Source organism: Lentzea flava (assembly GCF_014648475.1).
GTDB classification, from domain to species: Bacteria; Actinomycetota; Actinomycetes; order Mycobacteriales; family Pseudonocardiaceae; genus Lentzea; species Lentzea flava.
Genome location: NZ_BMRE01000073.1, coordinates 11,787 through 32,293 on the forward strand (window position 1 = coordinate 11,787; position 20,507 = coordinate 32,293).

17 protein-coding genes are annotated in these 20,507 nt (G+C 69.2%); 12 read left to right on the top strand and 5 right to left on the bottom strand.

The window, feature by feature from the left end; genetic code table 11:
* Positions 1 to 139: 139 nt before the first annotated feature.
* The 7 genes from tkt to IEZ09_RS41715 are packed head-to-tail and all read left to right on the top strand — an operon-like array spanning position 140 to position 8,770.
* Positions 140 to 2,230, top strand: coding sequence for a transketolase (gene tkt, locus IEZ09_RS41685; protein ID WP_189259382.1), 2,091 nt, complete (start codon positions 140 to 142; stop codon positions 2,228 to 2,230).
* On the top strand, positions 2,227 to 3,339 hold the full coding sequence (gene tal / locus IEZ09_RS41690) for a transaldolase (protein ID WP_189259383.1): 1,113 nt from the start codon (positions 2,227 to 2,229) through the stop codon (positions 3,337 to 3,339). The genes tkt and tal overlap by 4 nt, the downstream gene beginning before the upstream one ends.
* Positions 3,340 to 3,364: 25 nt before the next feature.
* Positions 3,365 to 4,951 carry a phosphoglucose isomerase-related protein gene (locus IEZ09_RS41695; RefSeq protein WP_229813411.1) on the top strand — a complete coding sequence of 529 codons (1,587 nt, stop codon included), beginning with the start codon at positions 3,365 to 3,367 and terminating at the stop codon, positions 4,949 to 4,951.
* Complete coding sequence (gene zwf / locus IEZ09_RS41700) at positions 4,948 to 6,489, top strand: glucose-6-phosphate dehydrogenase (protein ID WP_189259385.1); 1,542 nt, start codon at positions 4,948 to 4,950, stop codon at positions 6,487 to 6,489. The genes IEZ09_RS41695 and zwf overlap by 4 nt, the downstream gene beginning before the upstream one ends.
* On the top strand, positions 6,486 to 7,508 hold the full coding sequence (gene opcA, locus IEZ09_RS41705) for a glucose-6-phosphate dehydrogenase assembly protein OpcA (protein WP_189259386.1): 1,023 nt from the start codon (positions 6,486 to 6,488) through the stop codon (positions 7,506 to 7,508). Before zwf ends, opcA begins: the two co-directional genes overlap by 4 nt.
* Entirely contained in the window at positions 7,505 to 8,284 is a 780-nt protein-coding gene (gene pgl / locus IEZ09_RS41710; protein WP_189259387.1) for a 6-phosphogluconolactonase, read from the top strand. The genes opcA and pgl overlap by 4 nt, the downstream gene beginning before the upstream one ends.
* 54 nt (positions 8,285 to 8,338) lie before the next feature.
* Positions 8,339 to 8,770 carry a GNAT family N-acetyltransferase gene (locus IEZ09_RS41715; RefSeq protein ID WP_189259388.1) on the top strand — a complete coding sequence of 144 codons (432 nt, stop codon included), beginning with the start codon at positions 8,339 to 8,341 and terminating at the stop codon, positions 8,768 to 8,770.
* Here the strand turns inward: IEZ09_RS41715 and IEZ09_RS41720 are convergent.
* A complete protein-coding gene (locus IEZ09_RS41720) occupies positions 8,754 to 9,170 on the bottom strand; it encodes a hypothetical protein (protein ID WP_189259389.1) in 417 nt (138 codons plus the stop codon). The two genes, IEZ09_RS41715 and IEZ09_RS41720, sit on opposite strands and share 17 nt — an antisense overlap.
* Complete coding sequence (locus IEZ09_RS41725; protein ID WP_189259390.1) at positions 9,167 to 10,528, bottom strand: hypothetical protein; 1,362 nt, start codon at positions 10,526 to 10,528, stop codon at positions 9,167 to 9,169. Before IEZ09_RS41725 ends, IEZ09_RS41720 begins: the two co-directional genes overlap by 4 nt.
* A gap of 118 nt (positions 10,529 to 10,646) precedes the next feature.
* Here IEZ09_RS41725 and IEZ09_RS41730 point away from each other — a divergent pair, with 118 nt between their 5' ends.
* A complete protein-coding gene (locus tag IEZ09_RS41730) occupies positions 10,647 to 13,550 on the top strand; it encodes a substrate-binding domain-containing protein (protein ID WP_189259391.1) in 2,904 nt (967 codons plus the stop codon).
* Here IEZ09_RS41730 and IEZ09_RS41735 read toward each other — a convergent pair.
* Positions 13,538 to 13,927 (bottom strand): response regulator, encoded by a 390-nt coding sequence (locus IEZ09_RS41735; protein WP_189259392.1) that lies wholly within the window; start codon positions 13,925 to 13,927, stop codon positions 13,538 to 13,540. The genes IEZ09_RS41730 and IEZ09_RS41735 overlap by 13 nt on opposite strands.
* Before the next feature lie 194 nt (positions 13,928 to 14,121).
* Here IEZ09_RS41735 and IEZ09_RS41740 point away from each other — a divergent pair, with 194 nt between their 5' ends.
* The 3 genes from IEZ09_RS41740 to IEZ09_RS41750 all read left to right on the top strand — a co-directional run bounded on the left by IEZ09_RS41740 (position 14,122) and on the right by IEZ09_RS41750 (position 16,826).
* Positions 14,122 to 14,748: a DUF4360 domain-containing protein gene (locus IEZ09_RS41740; RefSeq protein ID WP_189259393.1), complete on the top strand. Its 627-nt coding sequence runs from the start codon at positions 14,122 to 14,124 to the stop codon at positions 14,746 to 14,748.
* Between the two features lie 55 nt (positions 14,749 to 14,803).
* Positions 14,804 to 15,433 (top strand): DUF4360 domain-containing protein, encoded by a 630-nt coding sequence (locus IEZ09_RS41745; RefSeq protein ID WP_189259394.1) that lies wholly within the window; start codon positions 14,804 to 14,806, stop codon positions 15,431 to 15,433.
* 130 nt (positions 15,434 to 15,563) lie between these two features.
* The gene (locus tag IEZ09_RS41750) at positions 15,564 to 16,826 is read left to right on the top strand and encodes a sensor histidine kinase (RefSeq protein ID WP_189259395.1); all 1,263 of its coding nucleotides are present in this window, start codon (positions 15,564 to 15,566) and stop codon (positions 16,824 to 16,826) included.
* On the opposite strand, the gene IEZ09_RS41755 is transcribed toward IEZ09_RS41750, so the two are convergent.
* Positions 16,827 to 18,425 (bottom strand): serine/threonine-protein kinase, encoded by a 1,599-nt coding sequence (locus IEZ09_RS41755; protein ID WP_229813412.1) that lies wholly within the window; start codon positions 18,423 to 18,425, stop codon positions 16,827 to 16,829.
* The gene (locus IEZ09_RS41760) at positions 18,422 to 19,045 is read right to left on the bottom strand and encodes a hypothetical protein (RefSeq protein WP_229813413.1); all 624 of its coding nucleotides are present in this window, start codon (positions 19,043 to 19,045) and stop codon (positions 18,422 to 18,424) included. Before IEZ09_RS41760 ends, IEZ09_RS41755 begins: the two co-directional genes overlap by 4 nt.
* Positions 19,046 to 19,262: 217 nt before the next feature.
* Here IEZ09_RS41760 and IEZ09_RS47065 point away from each other — a divergent pair, with 217 nt between their 5' ends.
* Positions 19,263 to 20,132: a hypothetical protein gene (locus IEZ09_RS47065; RefSeq protein ID WP_229813414.1), complete on the top strand. Its 870-nt coding sequence runs from the start codon at positions 19,263 to 19,265 to the stop codon at positions 20,130 to 20,132.
* Positions 20,133 to 20,507 lie beyond the last annotated feature (375 nt).

The following is a 20,507-nucleotide window of genomic DNA, read 5'->3' on the forward strand; positions in this document are numbered from 1 at the left end:
ACCCGCCTGAGACCTTTCAGAGCAACATCCGGATCTCTCAGGACTAGGCTGGCCGCAGGACGAGGGAGAGACGCGGGTCAGGCTACTCGGGATCGATCAAGCCTGTCCGCCCTAGCGACAAGAGTGGAGCTGTAAGTCCGTGACCGTCACCGACGACATCACCCGGCTCACCAAGGCCGATCTGCCTGACGACTGGACGGAGCTGGACAAGCGCGCCGTCGACACCGCTCGGCTGCTCGCGGCGGATGCGGTGCAGAAGGTCGGCAACGGGCACCCCGGCACCGCCATGAGCCTCGCGCCGCTGGCGTACACGCTGTTCCAGCGCGTCCTGCGGCACGACCCCGCCGACCCGGACTGGATCGGCCGCGACCGGTTCGTGCTCTCCGCCGGCCACTCCAGCCTGACGCTGTACGTGCAGCTGTACCTCTCCGGCTACGGCCTCGAGCTGGACGACCTCAAGGCGCTGCGCACGTGGGGCTCGAAGACCCCCGGCCACCCCGAGCACGGGCACACCAAGGGCGTCGAGATCACGACCGGCCCGCTGGGCTCCGGTCTCGCCTCCGCGGTCGGCATGGCGATGGCCGCCCGCCGCGAGCGCGGCCTGTTCGACCCGGACGCCGCGCCGGGCCAGAGCCCGTTCGACCACCACATCTACGTGATCGCGTCCGACGGTGACATCGAGGAGGGCGTCACCTCCGAGGCGTCGTCGCTCGCCGGCACGCAGCAGCTCGGCAACCTGATCGTCTTCTACGACGACAACAAGATCTCGATCGAGGACGACACCACGATCGCGCTGTCCGAGGACACCGCGAAGCGCTACGAGGCCTACGGCTGGCACGTCCAGGTCGTGGAGTCCGGCGAGAACGTCAAGGGCATCCTCGAGGCCGTCGAGAAGGCCAAGGCCGTCACCGACAAGCCCTCCTTCATCCTGCTGCGCACGATCATCGGCTACCCGGCGCCGAACAAGCAGAACACCGGTGCCGCGCACGGTGCCGCGCTGGGCGTCGACGAGGTCAAGGCCACCAAGCAGATCCTCGGCTTCGACCCCGAGCAGACCTTCGAGGTCGCCGACGAGGTCCTCGACCACGCGCGTGAGGTCGTCAAGCGCGGTGAGCACGCCAAGGCCGAGTGGCAGAAGTCGTTCGACGCGTGGGCCGCGGCCAACCCGGAGAACAAGAAGCTGCTGGACCGCCTCGTCGCCCGCGAGCTGCCAGAGGGCTGGGCGGACGCGCTGCCGGTCTACCCGGTCGACGCCAAGGGCGTGCCGACCCGCAAGGCCTCCGGTGAGGTGATCAACGCGCTCGCCGGCGCGCTGCCCGAGCTCTGGGGTGGTTCCGCCGACCTCGCCGAGTCGAACCTGACGACCATCAAGGGCGCCAAGTCGTTCGGCCCGGAGTCGATCTCCACGGGCATGTGGAAGGCCGACCCGTACGGCCGCGTGCTGCACTTCGGTGTCCGCGAGCACGCGATGGGCGCGATCCTCAACGGCATCGCGCTGCACGGCCCGACCCGCCCGTTCGGCGGCACGTTCCTCGTGTTCTCCGACTACATGCGCCCGTCCGTGCGGCTCGCGGCGATCATGCAGGCGGCGGTCACGTACGTGTGGACGCACGACTCGATCGGTCTCGGCGAGGACGGCCCGACGCACCAGCCGATCGAGCACCTCGCCGCCCTGCGCGCGATCCCGGACTTCGCGGTCGTCCGCCCCGGTGACGCGAACGAGACCGCGTACGCGTGGAAGGCCGTGCTGGAGCAGTTCGGCCCGGTCGGCCTCGCGCTGACCCGCCAGAACGTGCCGACCCTGGAGGGCACCTCCGCCGAGGGCGTGAAGCGCGGCGGTTACGTGCTCTTCGGTGACGACAACCCGGAGATCGTGATCATCGGCACCGGCTCTGAGCTGCAGGTTGCCGCCGAGGCCGGGAAGGTTCTGCAGGGCGAGGGCGTTGCAGTGCGTGTGGTGTCCATGCCTTCCATCGACTGGTTCGAGAAGCAGGACGCCGAGTACCGCGAGTCGGTCATCCCGTCGTCGGTCAAGGCGCGCGTGGCGGTGGAAGCCGGTATCGCGCAGCCGTGGTACCGCTGGGTCGGCGACGCGGGCGAGATCGTGTCGATCGAGCACTTCGGCGCCTCGGCCGACTACCAGACGTTGTTCAAGGAGTTCGGCTTCACGACGGAGAACGTCGTCGCCGCCGCCCGCCGTTCCCTTGACCGAGTGAGGGGTAACAAGTGAGCAAGCCGCATCTGGAAGCACTGTCCGGCGCCGGTGTCTCGATCTGGCTCGACGACCTGTCGCGTGAGCGGCTCACCAGCGGCAACCTGGACGAGCTGATCCGCGACTGGAACGTCGTCGGCGTCACGACGAACCCGACGATCTTCGCGGGCGCGCTCTCCAAGGGCGAGTCCTACGACGAGCAGGTCCGCGAGCTCGCCAACCGGGGTGCCGACACCGAGGCGACCATCCGCGAGGTCACCACGACCGACGTGCGCAACGCGTGCGACAAGTTCCGCGACATCTACAACTCGACGAACGGTGTGGACGGCCGCGTCTCCATCGAGGTCGACCCGCGCCTGGCGTTCGACACGGACAAGACCGTGGCCGAGGCGCAGGACCTGTGGAAGACCGTGGACCGGCCGAACCTGCTGGTGAAGATCCCGGCCACCGAGGCGGGCCTGCCCGCGATCACCAAGACGATCGCCGAGGGCATCTCCGTCAACGTCACGCTGATCTTCTCGGTCGAGCGCTACCAGAAGGTCATGGAGGCCTACCTCGACGGCCTGGAGCAGGCCAAGGCGAACGGCCACGACCTGCGCTCGATCCACTCGGTCGCGTCGTTCTTCGTGTCGCGGGTGGACACCGAGATCGACAAGCGCCTGGACAAGATCGGCTCGGACGAGGCGAAGGCGTTGCGCGGCAAGGCGGCTCTCGCCAACGCGTGGATCGCCTACGGCGCGTTCGAGAAGACGTTCCAGGGTGAGCGCTGGGAGGCCCTCAAGGCGGACGGCGCGAACGCGCAGCGTCCGCTGTGGGCGTCGACCGGCGTGAAGGACCCCAGCTACTCCCCGACCCTCTACGTCGACCAGCTCGTCGTCGACGGCGTCGTGAACACGATGCCGGAGAAGACGCTGCAGGCCGTCGCCGATGGCGGCAAGATCGTCGGTGACACGGTCACCGGACGCGCCGCTGAGGGCCAGGAGGTGTTCGACCAGCTCGCCGCCGTGGGAATCGACCTGCAGGACGTGTTCAAGGTCCTGGAGACCGAGGGTGTCGAGAAGTTCGAGAAGTCCTGGGAAGAGTTGCTCGAGACGGTGACGAACCAACTGGCTCAACTGAAGGGCTGATCACACAGTGACCTCCGTCGACATCGTGAGGTCACCGAACGCCGACCAGGTCAGCACCATCGCTGCTGACCTGGTCGCGGATTCGGTGCCGAGCAAGCTGACCGCGCAGGACCCGACCCTGTGGGGGCCGGAAGCCGAGTCCGAGGCGAGCATCCGTCTCTCGTGGACGACGTTGCACGAGACGTCCCGCCCGCTGCTCGGAGAGCTCAGGGCGCTGCGCGAGGAACTGCACGCCGAGGGCGTGGACCGCGTCGTTCTCGCCGGCATGGGCGGCTCGTCGCTCGCCCCCGAGGTGATCACGCGGACGCAGAACGTCCCGCTGGTCGTGCTGGACACCACCGATCCCGCCCAGGTCGCCGACGCGCTCGCCGGTGACCTCGAGCGCACGGTGATCGTCGTGTCGTCCAAGTCCGGTGGCACGGTGGAGACCGACAGCCACCGGCGGATCTTCGAGAAGGCTTTCGCCGACGCGGGCATCGACGCCGCGTCGCGCATCGTGGTGGTCACCGACCCCGGTTCGCCGTTGCAGAAGGCGTCCGAGGAAGCGGGCTACCGCAAGGTGTTCCTGGCCGACCCGCACGTCGGTGGCCGGTACTCGGCACTGACCGCGTTCGGTCTGGTGCCGTCCTACCTCGCCGGTGCCGACGTCGAGTCGCTGCTCGACGAGGCGGCCGAGGAGGCCAAGGTCCTCGCGCAGGACTCGGTCGAGAACCCCGCCGTCCAGCTCGCCGCGATCTTCGGTGCCGCGCACGCCAACGGCGCGGAGAAGATCGTGTTCGCCGACACCGGCTCCGGCATCGTCGGGTTCGGCGACTGGGCCGAGCAGCTGATCGCCGAGTCGACCGGCAAGAACGGCACCGGCCTGCTGCCGGTCGTCGTCGAGGGTCCCGGCGCTCCCGGCTTCGTGGACGCGCGGTCGGACGCCACGACCGTCGCGATCGGACCGGCCACCGGTTCCGCCAACGTGGCCGTCGAGGGCCCGCTGGGCGCGCAGTTCCTGCTGTGGGAGTACGCGACCGCGCTCGTCGGCAAGGTGCTCGGCATCAACCCGTTCGACCAGCCCGACGTCGAGGCCGCCAAGAAGGCCGCTCGCGCGCTGCTCGACGCGCCGGTCGCGGCGTCGTCCGCACCGTCCTTCGTGGACGGACCGGTCGAGGGCCACGGCACGGACTGGGCGCCGCGCGAGGTGAACACCGTGGCGGAAGCGCTGGCGGCGCTCGTCGAGGTGGCGCCCGACCACGGCTACATCTCGGTTCAGGCGTACCTGGACAGGATCGACGACGCGTCGTTCGCGCTGCTCCGTGCGGAGATCGCGAAGAGGACGCACCTGCAGACCACGTTCGGCTGGGGTCCGCGGTTCCTGCACTCGACCGGCCAGTACCACAAGGGCGGTCACCAGAACGGCGTGTTCATCCAGATCACCGGCGAGTCCGGCGACGACCTGGAGGTGCCCGGCCGTCCGTACACGCTGGCGCAGCTGCAGCTCGCGCAGGCGCTCGGCGACGGTCAGGTGCTGGCCGAACACGGTCGTCCGGTGCTGCGGCTGCACCTGTCCGACCGCATCGCAGGTCTGGCCCAGCTCGTCGAGGCAGTCCAGGAGGACGGCTCGTGACCTCATCCGACAAGTGGCGCAACCCGCTGCGGGACGCGGCGGACAAGCGCCTGCCCCGCATCGCGGGCCCGAGCGCGCTGGTCATCTTCGGTGTCACCGGTGACCTGTCGCGCAAGAAGCTGATGCCCGCGATCTACGACCTCGCGAACCGGGGTCTGCTGCCGCCGGGCTTCGGTCTCGTCGGCTTCGCCCGCCGCGACTGGGCCGACCAGGACTTCATGCAGGTCGTGCACGACGCCGTGAAGGAGCACGCCCGCACGCCGTTCAACGAGCACGTGTGGTCGCAGCTCGCCGAAGGCATCCGGTTCGTGCAGGGCACGTTCGACGACGACGCGGCGTTCGACAACCTGGCCTCGTGCCTCGCGGCTCTGGACGCCGAGCGCGGCACGGGCGGCAACCACGCGTTCTACCTGTCGATCCCGCCGAGCGCGTTCCCGACGGTGATCAACCAGCTCAAGCGCGCCGGTCTGGCGCAGGCGTCCCGCGACCAGTGGCGGCGGGTGGTCATCGAGAAGCCGTTCGGCCACGACCTCAAGTCGGCCAAGGAGCTCAACCGCACGGTCAACGAGGTCTTCCCCGAGGAGTCGGTGTTCCGCATCGACCACTACCTCGGCAAGGAGACCGTGCAGAACATCCTGGCGCTGCGGTTCGCGAACCAGCTGTACGAACCCATCTGGAACTCGAACTACGTCGACCACGTGCAGATCACCATGGCCGAGGACATCGGTCTCGGTGGCCGCGCGGGCTACTACGACGGCATCGGTGCGACGCGCGACGTCATCCAGAACCACCTGCTGCAGCTGCTGGCGCTGATCGCGATGGAGGAGCCGGTCTCCTTCAAGCCGTCGGACCTGCGGGCGGAGAAGGTGAAGATCCTCTCGGCGACGCGTCCTGCCGAGCCGTTCGAGGAGACCACCGCGCGCGGCCAGTACACCGGTGGCTGGCAGGGCGGTCAGAAGGTGCCCGGCCTGCTGGAGGAGGGCGGCTTCTCGCCCGAGTCGAAGACCGAGACGTTCGGTGCGATCACCTGCGAGATCAACACGCGCCGCTGGGCAGGGGTGCCGTTCTACCTGCGCACCGGCAAGCGGCTGGGCCGTCGCGTCACCGAGGTCGCCGTCGTGTTCAAGCGGGCGCCGCACCTGCCGTTCGACGACACCGCGACCGAGGAGCTCGGGCAGAACGCGCTCGTCGTGCGCGTGCAGCCGGACGAGGGCGTGACCATCCGGTTCGGCTCGAAGGTGCCGGGCAACACGATGGAGGTCCGCGACGTCACGATGGACTTCGGCTACGGCCACTCGTTCACCGAGTCGTCGCCGGAGGCCTACGAGCGGCTGCTGCTCGACGTGCTGCTCGGTGAGCCGTCGCTGTTCCCGAAGAACGACGAGGTCGAGCTGTCCTGGGAGATCCTGGATCCCGTTCTGGACTTCTGGGCCCGCAAGGACGAACCGCCACTCGAGAAGTACAAGGCAGGAACCTGGGGTCCGCCGTCGGCGGACGCGATGACCGCCAGGACCGGAAGGCACTGGAGGCGTCCGTGATCATCGACCTTCCCTCGACCACCACGTCCCAGATCAACTCGCGCCTGGTCCGTCTTCGTGACGAAGGCGGCGCGACGACGCTGGGCCGCGTGCTGACCCTGGTCATCGTGACCGAGGACGGCCAGCGCACCGACGCCGCGATCGACGCGGCCAACGACGCCTCGCGCGAACACCCGTGTCGCGTGATCGTCGTGGCCCGCGGTGCCCGTCAGGCGGCTCCTCGGCTGGACGCGCAGATCCGCGTCGGTGGTGACGCGGGCGCGTCCGAGGTCGTCGTTCTGCGCCTGTACGGCGAGCTCGCCAAGGAGGGCGCGTCCTGCGTGATGCCGCTGCTCCTGCCGGACACCCCGGTCGTGGCGTGGTGGCCGTTCGACGCACCGGTCTCGCCGTCGAAGGACCCGATCGGCCAGCTCGCGCAGCGCCGCATCACCGACGCGGCCGCCGAGAAGAACCCGATCAAGGCCCTGGAGTCCCGCCGCGCCCACTACGCGCCGGGCGACACGGACCTGGCGTGGACGCGCCTGACGCTGTGGCGCGCCATGCTCGCGGCGTCGCTGGACCTGCCGCCGTACGAGAAGATCACCGAAGCCGAGGTCACCGGCGAGGCCGACTCGCCGTCGACCGACCTGCTGGCCGCGTGGCTGACCGACCGGCTGAAGGTCCCGGCCAAGCGCTTCAAGGCGACCAGCGGCGAGGGCATCGTGCACGTGCGGCTGGGCCGCCCGTCCGGTGACGTCGAGCTGCACCGCCCGGACGGCAAGGTGGGCACGCTGTCGCAGCCCGGCCAGCCGTCGCGCCGGGTGGCGCTGCAGCGCCGTTCGATCCGCGACTGCCTCGCGGAGGAACTGCGCCGCCTGGACCCGGACGAGGTCTACGCGGCGGCCCTGAAGTCGCTGTCGAAGGTGGCGAAGGGCCGTCCGGCCACCGCGAAGGCCGAGCCGGCGGAAGCCGCGTCCGCCGAGTCGACCAACGGCAAGGCGGCGGCGCCGAAGAAGTCCAAGGCGAAGGCGAGTTCGTGAGCAATCCGCAAGTGGTGGTCCACCGCGACGGCGACCTGCTGGCCGCCGCCGCGGCGGCCCGCCTGGTGACGCGCATGGTCGACGCCCAGGCCGCCCGCGGCTATGCGTCCGTCGTGCTGACCGGCGGCCGCACCGGAACCGCGGTCCTGGAACACCTGAACCGCAACGGCGCCCGCGACGCCGTGGACTGGTCGCGGGTGGATCTCTTCTGGGGCGACGAGCGCTTCCTGCCGTCAGGACACCCGGAGCGCAACGAAACCCAGGCCCGCGCCGCACTGCTGGACCACGTGCCGGTGAATCCCGCGCGGGTGCACGTGATGGAGCCCTCGGACGGCAAGTTCGGCGACGACCCGGAAGCCGCCGCCTCCGCCTACGCCGACCTGCTGGCGTCCCTGGCCCGCCCGGAGGACCACGGCGACGTGCCGACGTTCGACGTCTGCATGCTGGGCGTCGGCGAGGAGGGCCACGTCGCCTCGGTGTTCCCGGCTTCTCCTGCCGTGTACGAAAAGGAGCGCACCGTCGTGGCGGTGCGCAACTGCCCGAAGCCACCGCCCACACGCGTCTCCCTGACGTTGTCGTCGGTGCGGTGCGCGCAGGAGGTCTGGCTGATGACCACCGGTGAGGCCAAGGCGGCCGCGGTGGCGATGGCGCTGACCGGGGCCGGCGAGGTGCAGCTGCCGGCCGCGGGGGCCACTGGACGGCGCCGGACGTTGTGGCTGCTGGACACGGCGGCCGCGTCGAAGGTGCCGGCGTTGTTCAAGCCGCCGCTGGCGTGAGGTTTTGCACGGCCCCCAGGCTCTGCTTGGGGGCCGTTCTTCTTGGGGGACAACATGATCGTGCGTTCGACCGAGCTTTCCGACGCTCCGTCCATCTGCGACATCAACCGCGAGGCGCTGGGGTACGACTTCCCGCTCGCGGACACCCGCGCCCAGGTGGAGCGGATCGTCAAGGCTCCCAACGTGGTGCTGTTCGTGGCGGTGGAGGGCGCGGAGGTCGTCGGCTACATCCAGCTCAGCGACTACGAGAACACCTACCACCGGCCGCTGAAGAACCTGATCACGCTGGCCATCTCGCCGCGGCACCAGCGCAAGGGTGTCGGGAGGCGGTTGCTCGAAGCGGGCGAGGAGTGGGCGCGGGCCGACGGCGCGTGCGGGGTGCGGCTCGTGACCGGGCAGAACCGGGTGGACGCGCGGAAGTTCTACGCTGCCAACGGGTACGAGGTGCGCAAGGAGCAGACGAACCTCATCAAGTGGTGGAGTTGATCAGTTCCTCCATCACGGCGACCGGCAACGACGGGTTCGCCGCCGCCGTCTCGGCCACCTCGGGATCGGGGTCGCTCACGAGCCTCCGGTACGCGGCCGCCGGCAGGTCGCGGCGAGACGCCAGCGCCAGACGCACCGACTTCTCGGCGTGGGCGGTGAGCCGGAACAGGGCGACGGGCGACGTGGCCGAGTTCTGCGCCACGAAGACGTCGGGGTGAATGACTTCGTCCTCGCACACGAGGAGGAAGAACCCGTCGGCGTCCGGCACAACGGGAGGCGCTTCTGGCGGAGGACCGTTCCGGCGCGCCAGCACCTGTCCGAGCTCGGGTATCGCGGCCAACGGCTCCAGCAACGACGGCGGCAGCGCGGGGTTCCGCGCCAGCCCGTGCAACGCGGTCATGCCCCACTCCTGTCCAGCAACTCCTCCATCACGGCGACCGGCAGCGACGGGTTCGCCGCCGCAGCCCCCGCCGTGAACTCACTGCCCAGCATCTCGACGATCTTGTCCACCGGCAGATGCGGATGACCAGCGGCGAGGTGCCGAGCCTGCGCATCCTCCAAGCACAACGACAACGTCTCCCCCGAAGCACGCGGATGCCGGGCAATCGCCCGAAACGTCTCCTCCACCCCGTCAGCCCGCAAAGCCATGTGGTGCAACAACTCCGGCGAGCACGCCGAGTTCCGCGCCACCCGCGGGAACAACCGCGCCCCGTGCCGTTCCGCCAACGCCCACAGCTGATCGACCGTCACCAGCGGAGAAGTCACCACCGCCGCCGCGACACCAGGATCCGGGTCCACCACCAACCGTTGGAACAGGTCCAACGGCAGATCGGGTCGCGCAGCCACCACCATCCGCGCCTGCATCGTCGCCAAGGCCGCCAACACCCGCAGCTCGCTTTCCGAAGCCACCAGCACACGCGGCACCGGCGAAGAGCCGATCCGAGCAGTCCCAACCACTTGCACCAACAGGTCCAGCGGAATCGCCGGGTTCCGCAAGAGCGCGCGCTGCAACGCACGGGTGCCCGTCAGCTGACGAAGCACATCGGCAGGAACCGAAGGATTGGCCGCGAGCTCAGCCAGGATGCCGGGTTCGACCTCCCCGGCGAGCTGTTCGTAGACCTCGCGCGGTAGATCGGTGCGGGAAGCGAGCCAGTACCGGGCCTCGTGGTGCCGCACCAGTCCCGCTGCGACAGAAGCCGGTGTCGCCGGATTCGCGGCGAGTTCGCGAGCGAAAGTGGTCAGCCGGGCGAGCACGTCAGCGGGCGTGTGCGGGCTGGCTGCCAAGGCGCGGCGCACCTCGGCGCTCGGATGCCGGCTCAGCTCGGACGCCAGCGCACCGGGCAGCGCGTGGAACGTGACGAGCTCGGCGACGACCGCGGGATCCGGATCGCGAGCGAGCAGTTCGATCACGTCGGCGGGCAGCGCGTGGGCCCACTCCGGGAGCCTGGTCTTGAACTCCGGATGAGCGGCGAGGGAGCGGGTCGCGGAAGGCGGGCAGGACGGGTGTTCGGTGACGACCAGCGCGACCGACGGGTTCGACAGCGGCACATCAGAGGGCGCGACCTGGCCGCTGCGCAGCAACACCGACACCACCGCCGGCTCCTCACGAGACAGGAGGGCCGAGACCTGTGCCGGGCTGAGGTCCGGACGGCGGGCCAGTTCGAGGCTCAGCACGGGGTCTGCAAGAGCGATCAGGCGGTCAAGAAGTGCGGCGGGCAGGGCGGGGTTGGCGGCCAGGCCGTCCAGCACGGTGTTCACCAATTCCCCCTGGTAACACGGCAAGCATTCCCCCCGACAACGCGTATCATCCCGAATCGCGTTGAGTAGCGGGGGTTTTGTGGCGAACGGCAGTGCGAAGCGACGTCCCACCATCGGGATGATCACCGCTGGCCCGCTCATCGAGCTCGCCGGCGAGCAGTGGCGTGGTGTCAGTGACGGCGCCCAGCACCTCGGGTGCGACCTGCTGTGCTTCGTCGGCAGCGAGCTGGACCACCCGGATCCGCACAAACGTCGTGCCAACACCGTCTACGACCTCATTTCGCCCAACCGGATCGATGCGCTCGTCGTGTGGACAACGCGCGTGGGGCAGCTCGTCGGGTCAGAGGGTATGCAGGAGTACGTCAAGCGGTACGCGCCCATGCCGATCGTGAGTGTGGAGACCTCCCTCGCGCAGTGGCCGACTGTCTTGATGAACAACCGCGGTGGCATGGAACAGGCCGTTGACCACCTCATCGAGGTGCACGGCAAGCGCCGGATCGCGTTCATCAGGGGGCCGCAAACGCATGCGGGCGCCCAGGAGCGGTTTCAGGGGTACCTGGACTCGTTGCGCAGGCACGGGATTCCGTTCGACCCCGAACTCGTCACCATGCCGGGCTCGTTCATCTGGGAACCGAGCTGCGCGGCCGAGGCCGTGCGCAGGATGATCAGCGGTGTCGCGAGCCCGCCCGACGCCATCGCCGCGGCCAACGACGACTACGCCATCGGGGTCGTGTCCGCGTTGGAGGAGATGGGCTTCCGCACGCCGGAGGACATCGCGGTCGTCGGGTACGACAACCACACCAACGTCCGCACGCACGACCTCGGCTACACCACCACGACGGGGGAAGGCCTGCGCGACAGGGTGCGCCGCGAGGTGAACATCGACGCCGCGACGCCCGCGTTCACCACCGTGCGGGCGCCGTTCCACGAGATGGGGTTCCGGGCCGCGGAACTGGCGCTGGCGCTCGTCAGGGGCGAACCCGCCCTGGCACGGCAGACCATGCCGACCGAGCTGATCGTCAGGAGGTCGTGCGGCTGCCTGCCGTCCGGGCTCGGCGACCACGCGCCGGCGCACGGCCGGCTCACCATCTCCGAGTCGGCGACGGCGGCGACGGTGGCCGACCACCTGCGCAGCTCGCTCGGACCGCTCTCCGAGAAGCTCCCCGACAGCTGGGCCGAGCAGCTGATCGTCGAGCTGATGGCGGCGGGACGCGGCGAGGTCGAGGGCGCCGAGTTCCTCAAGCTGCTGGCCGAGTACATCCGGGCGAGTGCGCGCGCCGGGTGCCAGCCTGAACGCTGGTGGCCACCGCTGTTCGACCTCCATCGGTTCGTGACGGCACGGATCAGCGACGCCACGCTCATCAACGACCTGTGGCTGCGCGTGCAGCTCCTCGTCGGCGATGCGTTCGCCACGGACGCACGCTTCAAATATCTCTCGCACGAGCGTCACGACCAGACGGTGCGCGAAGCAGGGCAACGGCTCATCGCGTCACGGGACGTCGACGAGCTGACGAAGGCCCTCACCGAGGAACTCCCCCGTCTCGGCATCCCCGGCTGCCACGTCATGGGGTACGACACCGCGGGCACGGCGCGCGCACTCGTCCGGTACGAGGGCGGTCAGCTCAAGGACCACCCCGACAGCCCGTTCCCCGCCATCAACCTAACGCCGTACCCGTTCCGGCGAGACAAGCCGTTCAGTGCCCTGTGCGCCCCGCTCTACACCGACGAGGACCACCTCGGATACGTGATCTTCGAGCAGGGCCCGGAGCCCGGCTGGATCTACGAGGCCGTGCAGCAGCAGCTCAGCAGCGCATTGCGGGGCATCAGGCTGATGCAGGAGCTGAAGGACGCGCGCGCACGGCTCGAAGAACGCGTCGGCGAGACCGAGGCCCAGCTGCGCCACGCGCAGAAGATGGAGGCCATCGGCAGGCTCACCGGCGGCATCGCGCACGACTTCAACAACATCCTGACCGTCGTCAACGGCAACAGCGAGATGCTGCTGCGCCGCACCCTCCCCGACGACCCGCGCCGCACGGCCATCGAGGACATCAGGCACGCCGGCGAACGCGCGGCCAACCTCACGAGGCAGCTGCTCGCGTTCACCCGCCAGCAGGTCCTGCACCCGGAGTCGCTCGACCTCAAGCAGAACCTCACCAAGATCCACTCGATGCTGCGCACGCTGGTCGGCGACCACATCGAGCTGGAGATGGACCTGCCCGACGACGTCGCGCACGTGTGGGCGGACGCGGGCCAGGTCGAGCAGATCCTGTTCAACCTCGCGGTCAACTCCCGCGACGCGATGCCCGACGGCGGCACGCTGCGGATCTCCATCGCGGACACCACGCTCGGCCACGGCGACACCGGCCGGATCGTCGGCGTCCGGCCGGGCGAGTACGTCGTGCTGCGCGTCCAGGACACCGGTGCGGGCATGGCGCCGGACGTGCAGGCGCAGGTGTTCGAGCCGTACTTCACCACCAAACCGGTCGGGAAGGGCACCGGGCTGGGCCTGTCGACGGTGTTCGGCATCGTGCAGCAGTCCGGCGGGCAGATCGAGCTGATCAGCGCGCCCGGCCAGGGCACGACGATCGAGGTCTACTTGCCCGTGCCGCACGACCACGACGGCACGCCGGAAGCACCGTGCGCGCGCCGGACGACCTCGCACCAGGGCGCGGGCACCGTGCTGCTGGTCGAGGACGACGCCCAGGTCCGGATCATGACCCGCCGATCGCTGGAGACCGCGGGCTACGCGGTGATCGAGGCGAGCGACGGGCAGGAGGCGCTGCAGCTCGCCACGGCCCACCGCAGCACCGTCGACCTCGTGCTCACCGACGTCGTGATGCCGAAGATGGGCGGCCCCGAGCTCGTCCGGCTGCTGCGCTCGACCGGCGCGGCACCCGCCGTGATCTACATGTCCGGCTACACCACGGACGAGATCCTCGACGACGAAGTGCTGATCACCAAGCCGTACGTGGAAAGCGAACTCCTCGAACGCGTCCGCGAGGTGCTGGCTCAGGACGCCTGAGCACGCTTGGCCAGTGCCAGCCGGACCGTCTCCTCCAGCTTTTCCAGGCGGAACGGCTTCTGCAGGTAGCCCGCGATCGTGTGCCCGGCGAACCGGCGCTCCAGCGACGTGCGGTCGTGGCCGCTGGTCAGCACGACCGGGACGGTCAGGCCCTCGCGCTCCAGCTCGGCGAGCACCTCCTCGCCGGACAGGCCGGGCATGCTGTGGTCGAGCAGCATCGCGCTGACCTCCGCGCTGCGTTCGCGCAGAATCGCGATCGCCTCGGTGCCGTCACTGGCCTGCAGGACTGTGAAGCCGAGCTCCTCGAGCAGGCTGACGGTGTACCTCCGCACGGGGTCCTCGTCCTCGACCACGAGCACCAGCCCAGCTAGCGACATGCGCGCCAGTATGCCGGAAACTATTCGTTCCCTCAGCACCAGGTCGACGAGAACTTGTGGTAATTCTTCACGAACTGCTCCATCAGGATGACATGGGCCATTTGGATCACACCATTGGTTGAGGGTCTGCGCTAACCTCCACGGCACCGCTGCCGCTCCACGCTGAGAAAGAGGCACCAGGAAAGGCCAACTTCATGCGTAAAGCGACGGCAGCAGCCGCTCTGGCCGTGCTGTTCACATTGTCGTCCGCACCCGCGCACGCCGACACGATTCCTTCGGACCGGGTGACGATCGACGTGGTGACGGTGAACGGTTCCGGGTGCAAGCAGGGCACCGCGGAAGTGATCGTCTCCTCCGACAACACGTCGTTCTGGGTGATCTACAGCGACTACCTCGCGCAGGCGGGCAAGGGTGCCGCAGCAACCGACTTCCGCAAGAACTGCCAGCTCAACCTGCAGATCAACACCCCGCAGGGCTTCACCTACGGCATCGCGGAAGCAACCTACGCGGGTTACGCGCACATCGAGCGCGGCGCGGTCGGGTATCAGGGCGTGAACTACTACTTCCAGGGCTCGTCGGCGAACAACTACAAGAAGCACACGTTCACCGGACCGTTCGACGACAACTGGTCGGTCACGCACCGCACCGAGTTCGCGGACATCGTTTACGCACCGTGCGGAGAGAAGCGGAATCTCAACGTCAACAGCGCCCTGCGCGTTGACAAGGGTACCTCGGACGCCAATACAAACAGTTTCATGACGATGGACTACCAGCGCGGTGAAGTGCGCACGCTGTTCCACTTCTCCTGGAAGCGCTGCTGATTTTTTTCAAAGGCCGCCGCCACCCACCCTGCGAGATGCGTCGGAAAGGTCCCCCATGCTCAACGCGGTTGCCGCTGCCCTGCTGGCCTCGTCCATCATCATCCCGCCCGGCGCCCCCAACGAGACGCCGCCGCCCGACCACATCACGATCGACATCGTCACGATCAACGGCTCGGGCTGCCCCGCGGGCACAGCGGCCGTCGCGGTGTCCGAGGACAACAAGGCCTTCACCGTCACCTACAGCGACTACCTGGCCCAGGTCGGCGTCGGCGCCAAGCCCACCGACCTGCGCAAGAACTGTCAGCTCAACCTGAGAGTCAACGTGCCGCAGGGCTTCACCTACGGCATCGCCCAGGCCGACTACCGGGGCTTCGCACACCTCGAGCGCGGCGCCTACGCGATCGAGAAGGCCAACTACTACTTCCAGGGCATGTCCCAGACGGAATCCATCTCCCACCGGTACAACGGCCCCGTCAGCGACGACTGGCAGGCCACCGACACCACCGAGGTCGCCGCGATCGTCTACTCGCCGTGCGGCGAGCAGCGGAACTTCAACATCAACACGGAGCTGCGGGTCTACGCCGGCACGTCCAACACGGCCACGACCACGAGCTTCATCACGATGGACTCGACCGACGGCAACCTCGAAACGACGTATCACTTCGCCTGGAAGACCTGCCCGTAGACCACTACCGCGGCTACCGCGCACGCTCGATGCGTGTGCGGTAGCACATATGTGGGCAGGGCGCCGTACCAATCCGCGTCCGGGGACGTCTATCCCCGTGACGGGGCAGGTCGGGGTGAAGGGGCAGCCAATGCCAACCGCGGCATACGCGCAGTACGGTGAGGACCGAACGCCTGACAGGGGAGGCCGGATCCTGACCACCACGCTCCTTCCGGCGCGCCGCGCGGCGGCCACAGACGCCGAGGCCGGCTCGCGCAGGTCGCTGCTCGGCGACTACCGCATGGTCCTGCTCGACGTGGGACTCGTGCTCATCGCGCTGCTCGACGCCTGGTTGCGGCTGCGGTGGGTGAAGGCCGACCCGGTGGGCCTGCCCGAGGTGCCGGTCCACTCGGAGTGGCTCTCCTGGATCTCGGCGGTCGTGCTGGTGGGCAGGCGCCGCTTCCCGTTCGTCGTCGCCCTGCTGACCATCCCCGGCTTCTTCACCGGTTTCGCGCAGCTGGCGTCGATGATCGCCCTCTACACCGTGGCCCGCCGCTACATCACGTCGTGGCAGACCGTCGTGGCCGGCATCCTGGTGTGGCTGAGCCGGTTCATGGCGTGGCCGCCGTCGGAGTTCATCGAGCGGCCCCCGTACGGCCACTTCGCCTCCGCGATCTCCGGTTTCCTGACGGCGGGCCTGCCGATCGCCCTCGCCCTCATGGCGCACGCACGCCAGGAGCTGTCGAACCGCATCGCCGAGCTGGCCGAGTCACGCGAGAGAGAGCGAGTGCTGCACGCCCACGCCATCCGCGCGGACGAACGGGCAAAGCTCGCCCGCGAGATGCACGACGTCGTGTCCCACCAGGTCAGTCTCATCGCCATGCAGGCGGGCGCGCTGCGCATGGCGGTGGCCGACGCCGAGCACAAGCAGGTCGCGGGCACGATCCGCACGTTGTCGACCCGCACCCTCGACGAACTGCGCCAGCTGGTGTCCGTGCTGCGCACCACCGAGGACAGCCAGCCGGGCGTCGACGAGCTGCCCGACCTCGCCGCCGACGCGGGCTTCGAGGTGACCATGCAGCTCAAGGGCCCGGTCGAGGACCTCCCCGCACCGGTGTCCGGCGCGGTGTACCGGACGGTGCAGGAGGCCCTGACCAACATCCGCAAGCACGCCGTCGGGGCGAGCGCGACCGTGCTCGTCGACGCGGACGACAAGGCGGGCGACGTCCTGGTCGAGGTGCGCAACACGCCGCCGTCCAGCGCTTCCTCCGCTCTGCCCAGCGGCGGCCACGGTCTCGTGGGGCTGCGGGAACGGGCCACGTTGCTGGGTGGCCAGTTCTCCGCAGGGCCGACCGAGGACGGCGGCTTCCTCGTGACGGCGTCGTTCCCGAAGCAGCGAACGGTGTCCGAGTAGCTAGGCGCGCCGGGAAGCGAGCGATGCACTCAGTGCCGCCGCCGCTCCGAGCACGCCGCACGTGAGGGCGATCGGCAGTGTCGGTTCGTGCTTGAGCAGCACCGACACCAGCAGCCACACGGCCAGGCCGAGCCCGAAGCCGAGCGGCACGGACGCGATCACCGCGGCCAGGCCGGTCTGCCTGCGCCGCAACGCCCGCAGGTTCGACTCCAGGTACGCCAGCGTGAAGAGCAGCAGCAGGGCCGACCCGGTGCCCATGATGCTGAGCCACGGCGTCTGGTTCGACACGAGCAGGAACTCCCGCCCGTCCACGGACGCCGTCACCGCACCGCCGACGATCCACCGCGCGGCGCCGGGCAGCTCGAACCCGTCCGGTCCGCGCGGAACGTTCGCGAGCTCGATCCCGGCGAGGGTCACCACGAGCTGGTTGCCCTCCTCCTTCACGGGATTCGCGAGGTTCATGAGGACTTCGGGCAGCTCCCTGCCGGACACCAGGAACGGCACGGCCACCAGCGCGAGCAACGCGATCGCGGCCACCAGCCACAGCGCCCACGGCGTGGACGGCGGCTTGATCACCGACGAGGCCGGCACCAGCGTGCTGCTGCCGCTCAGCCGCGCGGCCGGGATCGGGTCCACCAGCGTGGCGCGGATCGGTTGCTGCGTCAGCGACACCGTGTCGCGCTCGACCGGCCGCAACGACGGACGGGTCGACGACGCCGACACCTGCGGCGCGAGGTGCACGGGCATTCCCAGCCGCGGCAACCAGTCGGGCCCGAACACCGTGCCGGCCGCCCCCGCGAGGTCGATGGCGAACGTCTCGGCGTTGCGGTAGCGCGCGTTCGGGTCCCGCGCGATGCTGCGCATCACCACGCCCGCAAGGGGTTCCGGCACGTTCCGCAACGGCCGCGGGTCCTGGTAGACCCGCTTCTGGATCATCGCGAGCGGTCCGCCACCGCGTTCGAACGGCAGGTCGCCCGACAGCAGCTCGTAGAGCACGGTGCCGGTCGCGTAGACGTCGGCGGCGGGCGTGAGCGCGTTGCCCATCGCCTGCTCCGGCGCGATGTAGGCGGGCGTGCCGAGCACGGCGCCGCCGTGCGTCACCAGCGTCGCACCCTCCGACACCACCTGGGAGATGCCGAAGTCCGCCACCTTCACGACCCCGTTCGAGGTGAAGAGCAGGTTCTTCGGCTTCACGTCGAGGTGCAGCACCCCGGCCTCGTGCGCCGCGTGCAGCCCGGACAGCGTCGCCAGCACGATCGCGCACGACTGCTGCGCCGTGAGCCCGTCGCTCGCGAACCGCGACCAGACGGTGCCCCCGTCGAGGCGTTCCATCACCAGCAGGTGCTCGCCCTGCTGCCGCACGTAGTCGTAGACGGGCACGATGTGCGGGTGGTCGAGCCGCGCCAGCAACCGCGCCTCGTGCTCGAAGCGCTCGCTCATCCGCGGGTCCTCGGCCACCGCGTGCGGCAACCGTTTGATGGCAACAGGACGACCGAGCTGACGGTGCACGCCGCCGTAGACGACGCCCATCCCGCCCTCGCCGATCTGCTCGCCGACGGCGTACTGCGGCAGCGCGGCGACCACACTGGACAAAGTCACCGCTGAATCCTCACGGTCTCCATTTCGGACAGTTGCTGCTCACCGGGATGCGGCGTCACGTAGCCGAGAAGCAACGCGGCCGCGGCGGCACCCACGATGAACGGGATCTCGGCCGACGGCGACGGCGCCACCAATCGCAGCACTGACAACGAGATCACCGCGATGAGACCGGTCCCGATCCCGGCGGGCAGGAACCGCATGGCCCGCTGCCAGCGGTTCGCGGGCAACCGGCGCCGAGCCAGCGCGATCAGGGCCCCGGCCCACGACAACGCCGTCAACACCAGCACACCCAGCCCGAACGCGCCGTACACCGACCACAGCGAGCCACGAACGTCCCCGGTAGTCCGCACCGACGCGATCGACTCCCGTTGCACGTCGATCACCTCGACCGTGACCGGAAGGAGACCGATCGCCTGCGCCCCCAGGTCCGTCGGCTCCAGCGGGAACGACCGCGTCTCCTCCGACTTCGGCGGCACGTCGAACGGAACCGTTGTGTCGTAGGAGAAGAAGGTCAACGCGAGCGCCGTCCCGCTGATCCGCACGGTCTTCACGCGCTGCACGGTGTTCGTGTTGTTGCGGACCGTGACCGAGACCTTCGCGGTCTCCGCAGGGTCCAGCACGAGGGTCCCTGCTCCAACCGGCCTACCGTCCACATCGGCCTCGAGCTGAACAGACCCGTCCTGTGCGGAGGCCGTTGACGGCAGCAGCATAATTCCGCACCACAGCAGTAAACCTGCACCGGCCAAGCGACGTCTCACTAGCGCACCTTAGGTTCTGATCCGGGGAGAGGGAATGCGGTCTTTAGGCTTACTCGTGGCTATAGCCGCTGGTGTTACGGTGCTGAGCGCCACACCAGCCACGGCCCAACAGCCCCCGGCGCTCTCGGCCAGCCCGAACGCCGGCGCCCCCGGAACGGCCTTCAAGGTGGCGTGGACCGGCGTCTACTACGACCCCGACTGCACCACCTACGCGGTCAACGTCCTGTGGGACGGCAAGACCGTAGTGGGCAGCGGGCAGGGAAATGGTCGCGGGACGGGTTCCGGTTCGGCAACGGTTCCGGCGACGGCGACCGCGGGCGCGCACCGCGTGGAGATCCAGCTGGTCTGCCAGGGAGCCCGCCCGGCGGGCACGACGTTCACGGTCCGCATCCCGCCGACCACGACGACCCCGCCGCCCACCACCCAGCCGCCCACCACGCAGCCGCCGGTGACGAACCCACCGGTGACCAAGCCGCCCGTGACGCGTCCCCCGGTCACGACGACCACCACTCCCCCGGTCACCACCACGACCACGGAAACCACTCCGCCGTCCTCGGAACCCCCGTCCTCGTCCTCCACCGAGCCGTCCAACCCCGGTGACGGCGTCCTGGTCCTGGACAAGGAAAACATCCAGCCCGGCGACCCCCTGACCGCAACGGGCACGGGCTGCCCCAAGGGCGCGAAGGTGACCCTGAAATCCCTCGGCCAGGACGTCGGCAACGCCGTCGCGGACGAGAACGGCGAGTTCAAGTCCCCGGTCAAGTTCGCGAACATCGAGCCGGGCCGCCACAAGGTCCGCGCCGAGTGCGGTATCACGCTCGTCGGCAACGTCGACGTCACTCTGTCGAGCTCGTCGGGCGGCACGACCAGCACCCTCGTGGTGCTGCTGTTCTTCCTGCTGGTGGGTGCTGCGATGCTGCGCCGCCAGTTCACGGGCCTGCGCCGGTAGCCAAAGCGAAGGCGAAGCCGAGCACGCCTTTTCGTGCGGTTCCGCTGGGTCCCCGTCACGAGTCGTGCCTGATCGTCTGCCGCTCGCTCCGGTGCGACTTGTGCCGGGGACCCACCCGAACCGCACCACCTACGCAACCGGCAGCCGCCCAAAGCAGCAGGCGTGCCATCAACCCGCGAGCGGCGCGGACCCCCTGATCAGATTGGCGGGGGTCTGGGGGCAGCGCCCCCAGGGAAAGCACGCAACAGAACTCGCCGCCCGCAAGGTGACCACCCGCAAAGGCCGCCTCAAACACGTGAAAGGCCCCCTCTCCGCAGTGGCGAGTTCTAGGGGTCGTCGCAACACAACTGATCAACTGGCTTGGGCCAGGAGCTT

Excerpts from the sequence above, each read along its gene's own strand:
- IEZ09_RS41715 (WP_189259388.1), top strand. The coding sequence starts at position 8,339 with ATGATCGTGCGTTCGACCGAGCTTTCCGACGCTCCGTCCATCTGCGAC.
- IEZ09_RS41720 (WP_189259389.1), bottom strand. The coding sequence starts at position 9,170 with ATGACCGCGTTGCACGGGCTGGCGCGGAACCCCGCGCTGCCGCCGTCG.
- IEZ09_RS41730 (WP_189259391.1), top strand. The coding sequence starts at position 10,647 with ATGATCACCGCTGGCCCGCTCATCGAGCTCGCCGGCGAGCAGTGGCGT.
- IEZ09_RS41735 (WP_189259392.1), bottom strand. The coding sequence starts at position 13,927 with ATGTCGCTAGCTGGGCTGGTGCTCGTGGTCGAGGACGAGGACCCCGTG.
- IEZ09_RS41740 (WP_189259393.1), top strand. The coding sequence starts at position 14,122 with ATGCGTAAAGCGACGGCAGCAGCCGCTCTGGCCGTGCTGTTCACATTG.
- IEZ09_RS41745 (WP_189259394.1), top strand. The coding sequence starts at position 14,804 with ATGCTCAACGCGGTTGCCGCTGCCCTGCTGGCCTCGTCCATCATCATC.
- IEZ09_RS41750 (WP_189259395.1), top strand. The coding sequence starts at position 15,564 with ATGCCAACCGCGGCATACGCGCAGTACGGTGAGGACCGAACGCCTGAC.